Genomic DNA, 13,866 nt, shown 5'->3' with positions numbered 1-13,866 from the left:
TCTCAATTTTACTAATCTGGCTTTGTTCACAAATTCCTTCTGCAAGAGTTTGTTGGGAGAGTCTCAACTCTTTTCTTTTCAATCTGAATTTCTCTGCGAGTGTATTCATTAAAGATAATAAACCTTTCTATTTGCTTAATTTCATTATAAAATTTTTAGTTCAAAATAGCAAGTTAAAGAAATAGATAATTCTCTAAGGTAATAAAAAAAAAAGTTCAAAATATGATAAAAATACTTGACTGAATAATATATATATGTTAAAATAAAAACAAGGAAACAGAAAGGGGTTTCATTGCATGAGAAAAAAACGTGGAATTAAAAAATTAGTTACATTTGCATTACTAGGTGTTTTTATGTTTAGTAATACAATTCCTTACCAACAATTCATTCAGAAGAATAGACAATTGGAGATTCGAGTGCAATCACAAAAGAAGTCCAATGGTCTTGATGTTGGGAAGGCTGATTAGTTGATTAAATGATGAAAATACTATTAACTATATAGTATTTCTGTTTTATCTAATTTTTAATTAGAAAGAAGGGATTCCGATGTACTAGGGTATGATTTGTTGATATTTCTAAATGCAGTCATTGTTATTGTTAGATTTTAAGTGAAAGAAATGAGGGCTTTACGATGAAGAAAAGCATAAAAAAAATAATTACAACATCTTTACTTGCACTGACTTTAGCTGGTGCAGGTGGTTCGATTGTTTCAGCTGCAACAGTTTGGTATAAAGGTACTGCAGTTTATTGGGATTATGGTCGTACTGCTGGTCTTTGGAGCTATTCAAATGTTCAGTCTAGTGTTTACGAACACTCAGCAACTGCTAACGGGGCATTCTCAGGCTGGGAATCTCCTGGAGTAGAAGCACGTGTTTCTAAATTCATCGGAACTGGTACAGCTGAATGTTACTGGAATTGTAGGTAAGTACCTATGACATACAAAAACATGTTATTAGGTAAAATGAAATACTTAATCCTGTTTTTGATTGCCATCCAGAGTGTCTTACTTGCTCTGGTGGCAATTTTTTTAACAGGTTTACAGTATCAACAGTCATGGCAGAGTTATAATCATCATTCCGAGACCGTAACAGTTTATCTTCAGAAGTTAACAGAAGAGCAATCACAAGATGTATTTAATTATTTTTTAGAACAGAGTGACTTGTCCATATGGACAAAACGTTCTGAAAGTAGTGATACAGGAGAAGGTCTAAATAGGATTTATATAGACATCCTTGGTAGCTCTGCTGGTTTTTCAGATTTTGAAAGTACGGGTAAAATAGTAGTCTCACAACAACAATTTGCAGATTTATTATCTCATAGTGATAATAGTATGACTATTGGACTTGACAAAGGCTCAAATAATATGCTTTACGAGCTTCCAGATTTATTATTTAGCACACCTGTAGTCATTGAACGATTAGATTATACTTTCCAAAACACTAATACGATTAATGGGATATACCATATCAATGGTCTCCACGATGCTGTCTCAAGAGATAACTTTCTGTTACATCTTTCAAAGATGTCGGGTATTTCTGTTGAGGATTTGACAAAAGAAAGTTTTGGAAGTAGTACTGATCAGGGAATTTGGGGAATAATACTTGCTATCAGCATCTTAGTAAATGCCTTCATTTTACTGATTCTATTCTTAATCTGTGTTCTTCAATCCTTTAAACATTTCGGAACATTGATTCTTTTAGGATGGGATAGAAAAGAATTATGGTCTGCTTTTTTCAAAAATTCTCTACTATTTTCAATCTACATTATTCCAATTATCTCTTTATGTAGTTGGTTGTTGTCAGGCTGGTCTAGTTTTGGTTTATCATCGTTTATTCTAGTTTTTGCTGGAGTCAGCCTCTCAGTCTTGTTGCTACTATTGATATTCATTATTCCAACGATTATTGTTTATTCGGTTTCTCCATTAGCCGCAATTCATAAACGATTACCAATGAAGCCTTTAATGGTAACATGCTTGTTATTCTATACCTTGGTAGCTGGTTTGTTAATCGCAGTCAGTTACTCTTTAGATGCTCCAATGAATCAGTTTATTGATAATATGAAAGTATCTAGAGAGTGGAAGAATGTTGAAGATATGTACGTTATATCCAGTTTTGTTGAGGGAGATGATGTAGGTACATATGCAGGAACTACAAATTCCCTTGAGCATACTATGTATAACTTTTACCAGCGTATATCTGAGCTTCCAGGTGTCTATATTGCCAAAGGACAATTTCTTAATCAGGAGTCCCTTGATGCAGTCTATGGGACATACCAGCATGTCCCTAAAAAACCATTTTGGTATTTGAAATTCTCCTATAATTACCTGCAAGACCTAGGTATTCCCCTAAGTGATGAAGAGTTGCTAGAGATGAGGAATGGTACTCGACTTTATCTTCTACCTAACACGCTCAATACAGAAGAACTTGAGGTGATGAAGGCGTATTTACAGGAAAGTGTCACTGTAAAACCGGGAGATTTACAAACTAATTTCACAGAAAATCAGAAATTTATGTTCAAGGTTTACCAACCGTCTCGACCAATATTTACTTGGTCAGATTCTATTTCTTATGGTACAACTAGTGAGAATCCAGTTATTTTTGTCTCAACACCAGAGAATTTATATTTCATGGAGTCGGCAAACTTAGTTGTCAGTGGCTATAATGGTCTTTTGAAGATTCGTGATAGGGAAACGATGGAACAGGTAGTGTCCGTTTTAGAAACAGAATTTCCAGATTTAATGGATAATCGGTTGAGTTTTACAACTGTCAAGAACTTTATCAATGGTCTTCAAAAAGATCTGAGTTATACATTTTATCTTTTCGGCACGATCATAGCGATTATCATCATTACGATGATGGCTATTTTCTGGAGTTTTGTCTTAATGTACCGCTTGTTATTTGAAGAAAAATTGTATGTTCAATACTTTATGGGATTCTCACCATGGAAAAGATATATTGGTGTGCTTTCTCTCATTATTAGTTTTTCTGTGATGGAACTAATCGTTTCTATCTTGGTGGGTTCTAAGTTGGGAATAGTCATGACACTAGCTACATTTGCTTTTCAGATAATGCTTCTTTATTTCAGTTTGTTCCGTAAAGAAGGAGAGAGTATCATACAATCATTTAAGGAGTAATCTCATGTCTAGAATTTCAGTACAAAATGTATCAAAACAATTTGGTTCAAGAGAAATTTTCAAAGACTTAAGCTTTGATATTGAGGAAAATGAATTTGTAGCTTTAGTAGGACCTTCTGGTTCTGGAAAATCGACTATCCTCAATATGATTGGACTATTGGATGCTGTTGACAGTGGTAAAATCCTAATCAACGGAAAAGTTTTGCCTAAGGTAAATTCGCAATCAGCAGTTCATTATCGAAGGAATGTCATCAACTATCTTTTTCAATCCAATGCACTCATTTCTACATCTAGTGTGAAAGATAACCTGATGCTTGCCATGACTTTTTCGAATTTCTCTAGACAGGAGAAAGAGCAGAGAATCAAGGAAACGCTAGAATTTGTTGGTCTACAAAATCGGTTAAATAGTAAAATCAATGAATTATCGGGAGGTGAACAGCAGAGAATTGCGATTGTGAGAGCTATTTTAAAGCCCGGAGATATTGTCCTAGCAGATGAACCAACCGGATCTTTAGATCCTGAAATGTCTCAAAAAGCATTCGATTTGATTCGAACTTTGAGAGATCAATTTGGTAAAACAATTTTGGTTGTTACGCATAACATGGAGCAAGCACGGCAATGTGATAGGATTATTTCACTGGAGTCGGTTCTTGTAAATTAACTCAACCATTATTAGCACTTGATACGGTTACTTCTATCAATAGTTTAGTAAGCTTGTTAGTTTATAGAGGGCATGGGTATTTCTGTCCTCTATTTTAGAATAAGGAATGCACTATGAAAAAATTATTTATACTCATATCCAACCTGCTTGCTAGTTTGTTCTTTGTTTGGGTATTTACCATTTGGACTGATACATATGTCTCCAATTATTACCCCAACGTTGTTGTACGTGATTCTTCCCCTGAAACAACTTTTCAGCATGTTGCTACACGCTTGGAAAAACTAGCAGAAGAAACGGATAGCTTTATTGCGATTCAACACCAGGATCTTAACTCAGAAGGTACTCCAGTGTTTTCTTATACGACCTTTGGGAACGGAAAGTTGCCTGATGGGCTACAGGAAAAAAATCTAGAAGATGCCCAAAGTAGTAGTGTTGAAACAAACTATTTTGTATTCGATGGAAACCTAGATATTCACTTGCTAAGAGAGGAGCTAAGTCAACTTGGCTTGACTAACATGCACCTGATAATTCCATCTAAACTATCTACGTTAATGGCTATCTTTAGTAACGGATTTCAGTTAATCGGTTTATTGATTTTCATCTTAACCTTTGGAGCACTGACTTTAATTAGTCAAATTAGCCAATTACGGTCGTCGGGCATTCGCCTCATTTCAGGAGAGAAACGGTGGTCCATTTTCCTTAGACCAGTTGGTGAGGATTTGAAAGGGATAGCTGTTGGTTTCAGTTTAGCTGGCGTGCTCGCCATTCTTATGCAAAAAATTCTGTCGCTTCCAACGCAATCCCTAATGACCATAGGAGAAGGCTTGCTCAGTTATAATCTCATCTTGTTGTCGATCTCCCTGTTTTTCGCTCAACTCTTCGCAGTTGGGATAAAAAAGATACACCTGATGCAGATTATAAAAGGGCAAGTGCCTGTCAGAGGAATCATTAGTTTGATTTTAATCGGTCAACTATTAGCGATTATTATTGTAACGCTGGGAATAGGGAGTAGCTTAAAGTATTCCCAAGCCTGGCAACAGCATCGGATTGGACAAGAGGCTTGGAGCCAGGAAAGGCAACTGATTACCCTATCATTCAGCCGTGAAGGAACGAGTCCTGGTTTTGATGAACAAGCTCAAAGGAAACTCAGAACTTGGTATCAATTGATGGATCTGGCTGTTTCAGAAAAAAAGGCTTTCTTATCTAGACACCAGTTAATTGACCGTTCTTTGCAAAATGGCATGGCTTCCTCCAAAAACTTGACAACCTCTACAGAATGGCACGATTACAGTCCGAATGGCAATGTCCTTATCGTCACACCGCAATACTTGGAGCGTCAAAACATTCCTGTAGATACAACTATTGAGCAAAAGATGAATCACCTTGATGTAGGGGAGTTTGTCTTATTGCTGCCTGAACACCTCCGTTCAGAGGAAGAACATTATAAATCTGTTTTTGAAGACGACTTAACCAGTCGCATGTCTAGTCGAGATGAACGACAGCAAATGACTGCTACGGTAGGTTATTTGGAATCAGGTCAGGATCGTTTTGTGTATAATACGACCCCTATTTCTTACCAGCAGTTTTTGAAAGATCCAATCATCATTGTTATAACACCCCAATCAACTGGTCCACAGTCCATTGTCTTTTGGGTAGACGCAGTACAGAACTACGTTCTCTTTAATCAATTGTCTGATGCCCAGGAGCTTATCCAGAGACAAGGCATTGAAAATTGGGTCTCAGAAATGCAAACAGGTTACCACAACTACATCACATTATCGGATAATATCCAGAGGGAACGTTGGGTAATGCTAGCAGGAGCTGTGCTTGGGATTGCAACTTCAATCTTGTTGTTTAACACTATGAATAGGCTCTACTTTGAAGAATTTAGACGTGCCATTTTTATCAAACGCATTGCAGGTCTCAGGTTCTTAGAAATCCATCGCACTTATCTCTTTGCTCAACTGGGTGTGTTTTTCCTGGGATTTGTTGCGAGTGTATTTCTTATGGTAGAGATAGTAGTTGCTTTCTTAGTCTCGTTACTCTTTACTGGTCTATCTCTTTTACAGTTACATGTCCAAATGCAGAAAGAAAACAAGATGTCCATGCTTGTTTTGAAGGGAGGTTAATATGATTGAACTTAAACAGGTGAGTAAATCTTTTGGAGAACGAGAGCTATTTTCGAATCTTTCAATGACATTTGAGGCTGGAAAAGTCTATGCCTTAATTGGTTCAAGTGGTAGCGGAAAAACAACCTTGATGAACATGATTGGGAAATTAGAATCTTATGATGGGACGATTTTTTACCGAGGTAAAGACTTGGCCAATTATAAATCGAGTGATTTTTTCCGTCACGAATTGGGCTACCTCTTCCAGAACTTTGGCTTAATTGAAAACCAAAGTATTGAAGAAAACCTTAAGCTAGGTTTCATTGGTCAAAAGTTGAGTCGGGCGGAACAGCGGTTGAGGCAGAAGCAGGCTTTAGAACAGGTCGGTCTGGCTTATCTTGACCTAGATAAGCGCATCTTTGAGTTATCGGGCGGAGAATCGCAACGGGTTGCCTTGGCAAAAGTTATCTTAAAGAATCCACCCTTTATTCTGGCAGATGAGCCAACAGCTTCAATAGACCCAGCAACCTCTCAGTTGATTATGGAGATTTTGCTATCTCTTCGAGATGATAATAGGCTAATCATTATCGCAACACATAATCCGGCAATTTGGGAGATGGCTGATGAAGTGTTCACGATGGATCGTCTGAAATAAAAATCCTTGTTTTTATTACACGATGAGTTACTGAAATATTATCATGAATCAATAATTGGAGTTAATTTAGAATTGTACTTTATTAATATTGAGGTAACTTTTTCTTGATAAAGGAAGAAATAGTGGAGAGGAAGTTAGAATGAAAAAATTCGACAATTATATTATTGAGATGCCTTGCGATTCTAATTCAGATAAACTGCAAAAAATCTTAATAATTGAAAGTTTGGTAGATGATATTTTGCAATTTTCTCTCAGAATCAATAATAGTGTAGGAGAGATTTTCCTCCTACAACCGTTTCAAAAGAAATATTTACCCATTGGGAGAAGATGTTGCAGTGGATAATGTGTTACTCACTGAAAAATATAATTTTCAACGAAAAGATTTTGAAGGATTCATTTCAAAATAAACAATAATTAAAGAATAAGAAAAATCCTCCGTTTCAAAGAGTAGGGAACTCTTTGTGACAGAGGATTTTTTCTATAGGACTTTAGCAGCTGCAATTGCGGCTTCGAAGTTTGGTTCAGAGTTGATATTATCCACGTATTCAACGTAGCGAATCGTATTGTCAGTATCGAGGACAAAGACTGCGCGTGCCAGGAGGTGCCACTCATTGATTAAGAGGGCATAATCACGTCCAAAGGAATGGTCGAAATAGTCTGAGAGCATGATGGCATTTTCAATACCTTCAGCACCGCACCAACGTTTTTGGGCAAAAGGTAGGTCCTTTGAAACAGTCAAGACAACTGTATTATCCAGTCCAGCCAGTTCTTCATTAAAACGACGCGTTTGAGTTGAGCAGATACCTGTATCGATAGAAGGCACGACACTTAAGACTTTTTCTTGCCATCAAAATCAGCCAGAGATTTTTTAGAAAGGTCTGTTGTAGTGAGTGAAAAATCAAGAGCCTTGTCGCCGACTTGTAGTTGTTTACCTGTAAAGCTCACAGGATTTCCGAGAAAAGTTACCATAGGATACTCCAATCTTTTTTCTTCCATTTTAGCTGAAACAGTCGGAATTTTCCAATGATTTGACCGGAAATGTGGGCATAGAAAAAACGCCAGCTCATGTGAGAATGACGTTTTTCAGATTTTTTATCTATTTGATATTTCTCGAAGGTAGTGCGGACGGGAGCAACTTCCTTCGGAATTTCATCCCTAATTTTTGAGCCTTAGGTCTCAAAAATTCCGTCCTAGATAAGATCAAAGTTCTTATCTAGGATACCACTACAGTGAGAAATATCTGGTAAAAACTCACTTCGTTCGTACTGATTTAAGAAATCTTTATTCTTATAAACGCTTTTTTTAGCTAGAGATAGAACTAACAAAGCTAATATTAGAAGTAATGTAAAGAGAGACAAGAACCTAGTAATAGATAAACTAACATCTAGATTATTTTGCTAATCCTTCAGCAATCTTGTCAAGGTTGTATTTCATCATGTTGTAGTAGCTGTCGCCTTCTTTACCTTGTTCTGCGATAGAGTCAGTAAAGATTTGAGCGTAGATTGGGATGTTTGTGTCTTGTGAAACAGTCTTCATTGGACGGTCATCCACACTTGATTCTACAAAGAGTGAAGGAGTTTTTGTTTGGCGAAGTTTTTCAACCAAGGTCTTGATTTGGTCAGGAGTTCCTTCTTCTTCAGTGTTAATTTCCCAGATGTAGGCACTTGGGACACCGTAGGCTTTAGAGAAGTATTTGAAGCATCCTTCACTGGTTACGATCAATTTTTTCTCAGCAGGGATGTTGTTAAATTTCTCCTTAGCTTCCTTGTCAAGTTTGTCTAGTTTTTCAGTATATTCTTTGAGATTTTTTTCGTAGAATTCCTTGTTGCTAGGGTCTTTAGCGCTCAATTGTTTTGCGATATTCTTAGCAAAAATCATCCCATTTTCAAGGTTGAGCCACGCGTGTGGGTCTTCTTTACCTTTTTCGTTTTGGCCTTCAAGGTAGATAACATCAACGCCTTCGCTGACTGCAAAGTAGTCTTTGTTTTCAGTTTTCTTGGCATTTTCTACCAATTTTGTAAACCAAGCATTGCCACCAGTTTCAAGGTTGATCCCGTTATAGAAAATCAAATCAGCTTGAGAAGTTTTCTTAACGTCTTCAGGGAGTGGTTCGTATTCGTGTGGGTCTTGACCAACAGGAACGATACTGTGAAGATCAATCTTATCACCAGCAATATTTTTAGTAATATCAGCGATGATTGAGTTTGTAGCAACAACTTTTAGTTTTTGACCAGAAGCTGCATCTTTTTTTCCGCTAGCACATGCTACAAGAGCGATGACGGAAAGAAAGAGAACGAGTAATGTACCTAATTTTTTCATTAGATCCTCCAATTTATTGGGGTTTTGCCCCTTATTTTAACAAATGTTTATTTTTCAGTTTCAAATATCGTTGTTTTGGAGCGATAAAGAAGCTAATGAGAAAGAAACTAGCGGCTGTAAGCACGATACTAGAACCTGCCGCAACGTTAAAGCTATAGCCGATAAAGAGTCCCAAAACTGAAGCTGTAGCTCCAAAGGTTGAGGAAAGGAAAATCATGCTTTTTAGGCTATTAGCATACAGATAAGCAGTTGCAGCTGGGGTAATCAGCATGGCTACAATCAGGATAGTTCCGACACTTTGCATGGCTGTCACAGACACGAGAGTCAAGAGTACCATGAGAAGGTAGTGATAGAAATTGACAGGCATTCCCATGGCTTTGGCCAAGAGTTCATCAAAGGAAGTTATCAAGAGTTGCTTGAAGAAAATCCAGATTAACAAGAGAATGGCTGCCCCCACACCCATAGTAATAAACATATCCGTATCTTGGACGGCCAGGATATTACCAAAAAGGATATGGAACAGGTCAGTTGAACTTTTAGCGACACTAATCAAGATGATACCGAGGGCTAAGAAAGAAGAAAAGGTAATGCCGATGGCGGTATCGCTTTTGATAATCGAGTTCCCCTTGATGTAGGTAATGATGATGGCAGCTAGCAATCCAAAGACAATGGCTCCGATAAAGAAGTCAAGGCCCAAGATAAAGGAGAGGGCTACACCTGGCAAGACAGCATGTGAAATGGCATCTCCCATGAGTGACATCCCGCGTAGGATGATGAAACATCCCACAGCTCCAGCTACGACCCCGATGACAATGGCTGTTATCAAGGCATTTTGTAAGAAATGGAATTTTTGCAATCCATCGATAAATTCTGCAATCATAGGTCACCTCCATTGAAAAATAGTCGATTACCGTAAGCTTCTTTGAGATTGGCTTCGGTAAAGGTTTCTTTGGTTGGACCAAAGGCAATCACTTCTCGATTGACAAGCAAGACTTGATCGAAGTAGTGGGCAACCTTGCTGAGGTCGTGGTGGACGATGAGAACCGTCTTCCCAGCTTTTTTCAGATCTCTCAGCGTATTCATGATGATTTCCTCACTAACAGAGTCAATCCCAACAAAGGGTTCATCCAAGAGGATATAGTCGGCTTCCTGCACCAAACATCTGGCAATCAAGACCCGCTGGAACTGACCTCCAGACAGTTGACTGATTTGACGTTCAGCGTAGTCAGCTAGACCGACAATTTCAAGGGCCTCTTGCACTTTCTTCCAATGTTTAGCCTTTAAACTTCGAAAGAGAGGGATAGAGGGAAAGAGTCCTAGCGAGACACATTCCTTGACCTTGATGGGAAAGTTGTAGTCGATATTGATTTTTTGTTCGACATAGGCGATTCGATGTAAGGATTTTTTAACTTCCTTGTCATCGAGAAATGCCTGACCTTGATGTGGGATAATTCCCAGCATCCCTTTTAATAATGTTGATTTCCCAGCACCGTTTGGACCAATAATACCGGTAATTGTTGGTCCGTGGAGCACTAGTGAAATATCCTTAAGTGCCAACGTTTCTTTGTAGGAGACACTGAGGTTTTCAATACGTATCATAAACTTGTATTCCTCCTGCCTCTTAATATACATTAAAAAAAAATTAAGTCAAGTTAATTTTTAAAAAATTAAAATAATAACTGAGAAATGATGGCAAGAGAAAGTTCATTTTTAATTGCATTCCCAGTTAATTTTTGTTAAGCTAAAAACAAGTACAAATGAAAGCGAGAACAAGATGACACGTTATCAAGATGATTTTTATGATGCAATCAATGGAGAATGGCAACAGACAGCTGAAATTCCAGCAGATAAGTCTCAAACAGGTGGTTTTATCGATTTAGATGAGGAAATCGAAGAACTTATGCTGGCGACTACAGATAAGTGGTTGGCAGGGCAAGATGTTCCAGAGGATGCTATCTTGGCGAACTTTGTCAAATACCACCGCCTAGTTCGTGACTTTGATAAGAGAGAAGCTGACGGTATTAAACCTGTCTTACCACTCCTTAAAGAACTCCAAGAATTGGAGACTTTTGCGGATTTTACAGCTAGACTAGCAGAGTTTGAACTTGCAGGAAAACCTAACTTCCTACCTTTTGGTGTATCGCCAGACTTTATGGATGCCAGAATCAACGTTTTATGGGCTAGCGCTCCAAGCACGATCCTGCCAGATACGACCTACTATGCTGAAGATCATCCTCAGCGCGAAGAGCTCTTGACTCTTTGGAAAGAAACTAGCACAAATCTCCTCAAAGCTTATGATTTCTCTGATGAAGAAATTGAAGACTTGCTAGAGAAAAGACTAGAATTGGACCGCCGAGTTGCGTTAGTAGTGCTCTCTAATGAAGAAAGTTCAGAGTATGCTAAACTCTATCATCCATATTCATATGAAGACTTCAAGAAATTTGCGCCTGCCCTACCTTTGGATGACTTCTTCCAAGCTGTTCTTGGACAAGTGCCAGACAAGGTTATTGTAGACGAGGAACGTTTCTGGCAAGCAGCAGATCAATTCTATAGTGAAGAAGCTTGGCCTCTCCTCAAGGCAACCTTGATTTTGAGTGTTGTGAATCTCTCAACCAGCTATTTAACAGAAGAAATCCGTGTCTTGTCAGGTGCCTATAGCCGTGCGCTTTCAGGAGTTCCAGAAGCCAAAGACAAGGTCAAGGCAGCCTACCAGCTAGCACAAGGTCCTTTCAAACAAGTCTTGGGGCTCTGGTATGCCCATGAAAAATTCTCTCCAGAGGCTAAGGCGGACGTGGAGAAAAAAGTGGCAACTATGATTGATGTCTATAAGGAACGCTTGGCTAAGAATGACTGGCTGACTCCTGAAACTCGTGACAAGGCAATCGTAAAACTCAATGTCATCAAGCCTTATATTGGTTATCCAGAAGAATTACCAGAACGCTATAAGGACAAGGTAGTGGATGAAAATGTCAGTCTTTTTGACAATGCTCTAGCCTTTGCGCGTGTGGAAATCAAGCACAGTTGGAGCAAGTGGAACCAGCCTGTAGACTACAAGGAATGGGGCATGCCTGCTCATATGGTCAATGCTTACTACAATCCACAGAAGAACCTGATTGTCTTTCCAGCGGCTATTTTACAAGCACCTTTCTATGACTTGCATCAGTCATCTTCTGCTAACTACGGTGGTATTGGGGCAGTTATTGCCCATGAAATTTCCCACGCCTTTGATACCAACGGAGCTTCCTTTGATGAAAATGGTAGCCTCAAGGATTGGTGGACAGAGAGCGACTATGCTGCCTTCAAGGAGAAAACACAAAAAGTCATTGACCAATTTGATGGACAGGATTCTTATGGAGCAACCATCAACGGTAAATTGACTGTATCAGAAAACGTGGCTGACTTGGGAGGAATCGCTGCAGCGCTTGAAGCTGCCAAGAGAGAAGCAGACTTCTCAGCAGAAGAATTCTTCTACAACTTCGGTCGTATCTGGCGCATGAAAGGTCGTCCAGAATTTATGAAACTTTTGGCTAGTGTCGATGTGCACGCGCCAGCCAAACTCCGTGTCAATGTACAAGTACCAAACTTCGATGATTTCTTTACAACCTATGATGTCAAAGAAGGAGACGGTATGTGGCGTTCACCAGAAGAGCGCGTGATTATTTGGTAATGCAAAAAGGTAAGTAATTAGAAAAAGGCATCCAATCAGGTCTGAAAACTTGATTGGATGCCTTTTATAATGGAAAGACTTGCTGGATAGTTTACTTAATTGTCATCATCTTTCTAGAAAAAGGGATTGAAAGTTTTTTCGTGAGCGATGGTTGTAGCTGGACCATGTCCTGGATAGACATCATAGTTTGGTAGGGTGAAGAGTTGGGTCTGGATACTGTGAAGAAGTTGCTCCATGCTACCAGTCGGAAGATCTGTTCGTCCGATGGTTTCACGGAAAAGGGCATCACCAGTTAATACCAAATGAGCTTGAGGAAAGACGATAGAAACACCGCCGATAGAGTGACCTGGTGTTGGCAAGACAGTGAAACGAAATTCCTCTAGTTGGTATTTTTTGTGAAAGATAAAAGTGTGTTCTGCAGGTTTTGCGACCACATCTGCCATATCATCGTGGCGAGGAAGCCCAGAGAGATTATCAACAGGAGTATAGAGCCAGCTGGCTTCACTCTCTGCGATATAGACAGGAGGATTGCCAAAAATCTCGCGAACCCAGTCCAGACTCATGATATGGTCATAATGGGCGTGGGTCAATAGAATGGCACAGATCGGTTTGTTGAGGTTCTCTATTGTCTGACGAATGGCTTCCCAATGGCTACCAGGATCTACCACGATAAGGTGCTTTTCACCTTCTAGGTAATAGGTGTTTTCATAGGCAACAGGATTCACGGTTTTATGGATTTTCATATTGGCTCCAATCTCAAAGAATGTACTAAATTAAGTATAGCACAGTTGGGGCGAATAGGTAAGGATTTAGAATGAACTTAAAAACCAGCATGACTAGATGAAGACAGGCTGGTTATCAATTTATCAATATTGGAGAGGTGTCAATTGCCCTTCATAGGTCGCATAAACTCCGTCATTAGCTTGTTTGATAGATGTGATGTTTAGAGTGCCACCGTAGTTGGCTTCTCGTTTATCGCTATATTCACTATAAGTTATCCTATTGGGCAGGTTCTGGTCGTTAGCATAGTATTGAACGACTGTTTTTTTATAGCTTTGCTGGCTGAATAGAAACAGGCAGCTAACTCCTAACACTAGGAGAGCAAAGATGGAAATAGCAGTTTTTTTCATAGGTGTTCTCCTTATAAACTAAAGGATAAAAGAAAGTATCTTGAGGATTTTAATTCCAAAATCCAGTCAAGGTACCAGTGTATGTGACACGAGTTCCACCGTTTATCTTTCGTATCTTCAATGGAATTGGGGAAGTCAGAAAGTCTTTCGGTTACAATATGGTTTCCGTTCTTCTATCTCTCCTTCTATCACC

The 13,866-nt window shown here is 38.9% G+C and carries 12 protein-coding genes and 3 pseudogenes; 8 read left to right on the top strand and 7 right to left on the bottom strand.

The features are described from left to right. Window positions 1-109, bottom strand: a pseudogene (locus tag HMPREF9957_RS12885) (helix-turn-helix domain-containing protein); the annotation flags it as partial. 187 nt (window positions 110-296) lie between these two features. Between HMPREF9957_RS12885 and HMPREF9957_RS13650 the strand changes: the two are divergent. The 7 genes and pseudogenes from HMPREF9957_RS13650 to HMPREF9957_RS0102700 all read left to right on the top strand — a co-directional run. Further along, window positions 297-467: a PhrA family quorum-sensing system peptide gene (locus tag HMPREF9957_RS13650; protein ID WP_001227865.1), complete on the top strand. Its 171-nt coding sequence runs from the start codon at window positions 297-299 to the stop codon at window positions 465-467. A gap of 164 nt (window positions 468-631) precedes the next feature. Next, window positions 632-925, top strand: coding sequence for a hypothetical protein (locus tag HMPREF9957_RS11320; protein WP_000748216.1), 294 nt, complete (start codon window positions 632-634; stop codon window positions 923-925). Window positions 926-931: 6 nt separating this feature from the next. Then, window positions 932-3,133 (top strand): ABC transporter permease, encoded by a 2,202-nt coding sequence (locus HMPREF9957_RS11315; protein WP_000221427.1) that lies wholly within the window; start codon window positions 932-934, stop codon window positions 3,131-3,133. Window positions 3,134-3,137: 4 nt separating this feature from the next. Beyond that, complete coding sequence (locus HMPREF9957_RS11310) at window positions 3,138-3,794, top strand: ATP-binding cassette domain-containing protein (RefSeq protein WP_000087001.1); 657 nt, start codon at window positions 3,138-3,140, stop codon at window positions 3,792-3,794. 113 nt (window positions 3,795-3,907) lie between these two features. Further along, entirely contained in the window at window positions 3,908-5,923 is a 2,016-nt protein-coding gene (locus HMPREF9957_RS11305; RefSeq protein ID WP_000732387.1) for a bacteriocin-associated integral membrane family protein, read from the top strand. A gap of 1 nt (window position 5,924) precedes the next feature. Beyond that, window positions 5,925-6,557 (top strand): ABC transporter ATP-binding protein, encoded by a 633-nt coding sequence (locus tag HMPREF9957_RS11300; RefSeq protein WP_000571430.1) that lies wholly within the window; start codon window positions 5,925-5,927, stop codon window positions 6,555-6,557. A 139-nt stretch (window positions 6,558-6,696) separates the two neighbouring features. Next, window positions 6,697-6,855, top strand: a pseudogene (locus HMPREF9957_RS0102700) (competence protein ComA); the annotation flags it as partial. Window positions 6,856-7,035: 180 nt separating this feature from the next. On the opposite strand, the pseudogene tpx reads toward HMPREF9957_RS0102700, so the two are convergent. From tpx to HMPREF9957_RS11280, 4 genes and pseudogenes are all read right to left on the bottom strand, one after another. Next, window positions 7,036-7,526 (bottom strand): annotated as a pseudogene (tpx, locus tag HMPREF9957_RS11295) (thiol peroxidase). A gap of 420 nt (window positions 7,527-7,946) precedes the next feature. Next, the gene (gene psaA, locus HMPREF9957_RS11290) at window positions 7,947-8,876 is read right to left on the bottom strand and encodes a metal ABC transporter substrate-binding lipoprotein/adhesin PsaA (protein WP_000733078.1); all 930 of its coding nucleotides are present in this window, start codon (window positions 8,874-8,876) and stop codon (window positions 7,947-7,949) included. Between the two features lie 31 nt (window positions 8,877-8,907). Continuing rightward, entirely contained in the window at window positions 8,908-9,756 is an 849-nt protein-coding gene (locus tag HMPREF9957_RS11285; RefSeq protein WP_000559776.1) for a metal ABC transporter permease, read from the bottom strand. Then, complete coding sequence (locus HMPREF9957_RS11280) at window positions 9,753-10,475, bottom strand: metal ABC transporter ATP-binding protein (protein WP_000619145.1); 723 nt, start codon at window positions 10,473-10,475, stop codon at window positions 9,753-9,755. Before HMPREF9957_RS11280 ends, HMPREF9957_RS11285 begins: the two co-directional genes overlap by 4 nt. A gap of 175 nt (window positions 10,476-10,650) precedes the next feature. Here HMPREF9957_RS11280 and pepO point away from each other — a divergent pair, with 175 nt between their 5' ends. Further along, a complete protein-coding gene (pepO, locus tag HMPREF9957_RS11275; protein WP_000199256.1) occupies window positions 10,651-12,543 on the top strand; it encodes an endopeptidase PepO in 1,893 nt (630 codons plus the stop codon). 113 nt (window positions 12,544-12,656) lie between these two features. Here pepO and HMPREF9957_RS11270 read toward each other — a convergent pair whose 3' ends face one another. Together HMPREF9957_RS11270 and HMPREF9957_RS11265 are read right to left on the bottom strand one after the other, a co-directional pair. Beyond that, window positions 12,657-13,286 carry an MBL fold metallo-hydrolase gene (locus HMPREF9957_RS11270; RefSeq protein WP_000690862.1) on the bottom strand — a complete coding sequence of 210 codons (630 nt, stop codon included), beginning with the start codon at window positions 13,284-13,286 and terminating at the stop codon, window positions 12,657-12,659. Between the two features lie 123 nt (window positions 13,287-13,409). Then, a complete protein-coding gene (locus HMPREF9957_RS11265) occupies window positions 13,410-13,637 on the bottom strand; it encodes a hypothetical protein (RefSeq protein WP_313970275.1) in 228 nt (75 codons plus the stop codon). Window positions 13,638-13,866 lie beyond the last annotated feature (229 nt).

Origin of the sequence: Streptococcus mitis SK1080 (assembly GCF_000220085.1) — a bacterium.
In the GTDB taxonomy this organism is placed as follows: domain Bacteria; phylum Bacillota; class Bacilli; order Lactobacillales; family Streptococcaceae; genus Streptococcus; species Streptococcus mitis_K.
Note: the sequence above shows the minus strand (reverse complement) of the source record. Positions and strands in the feature narration are given on the sequence as shown.

Coding starts and splice junctions, on each gene's coding strand:
- HMPREF9957_RS11305 (WP_000732387.1), top strand. CDS start 3,908: ATGAAAAAATTATTTATACTCATATCCAACCTGCTTGCTAGTTTGTTC.
- HMPREF9957_RS11320 (WP_000748216.1), top strand. CDS start 632: ATGAAGAAAAGCATAAAAAAAATAATTACAACATCTTTACTTGCACTG.
- HMPREF9957_RS11270 (WP_000690862.1), bottom strand. CDS start 13,286: ATGAAAATCCATAAAACCGTGAATCCTGTTGCCTATGAAAACACCTAT.
- HMPREF9957_RS13650 (WP_001227865.1), top strand. CDS start 297: ATGAGAAAAAAACGTGGAATTAAAAAATTAGTTACATTTGCATTACTA.
- HMPREF9957_RS11285 (WP_000559776.1), bottom strand. CDS start 9,756: ATGATTGCAGAATTTATCGATGGATTGCAAAAATTCCATTTCTTACAA.
- HMPREF9957_RS11300 (WP_000571430.1), top strand. CDS start 5,925: ATGATTGAACTTAAACAGGTGAGTAAATCTTTTGGAGAACGAGAGCTA.
- psaA (WP_000733078.1), bottom strand. CDS start 8,876: ATGAAAAAATTAGGTACATTACTCGTTCTCTTTCTTTCCGTCATCGCT.
- HMPREF9957_RS11315 (WP_000221427.1), top strand. CDS start 932: ATGACATACAAAAACATGTTATTAGGTAAAATGAAATACTTAATCCTG.
- pepO (WP_000199256.1), top strand. CDS start 10,651: ATGACACGTTATCAAGATGATTTTTATGATGCAATCAATGGAGAATGG.
- HMPREF9957_RS11310 (WP_000087001.1), top strand. CDS start 3,138: ATGTCTAGAATTTCAGTACAAAATGTATCAAAACAATTTGGTTCAAGA.
- HMPREF9957_RS11280 (WP_000619145.1), bottom strand. CDS start 10,475: ATGATACGTATTGAAAACCTCAGTGTCTCCTACAAAGAAACGTTGGCA.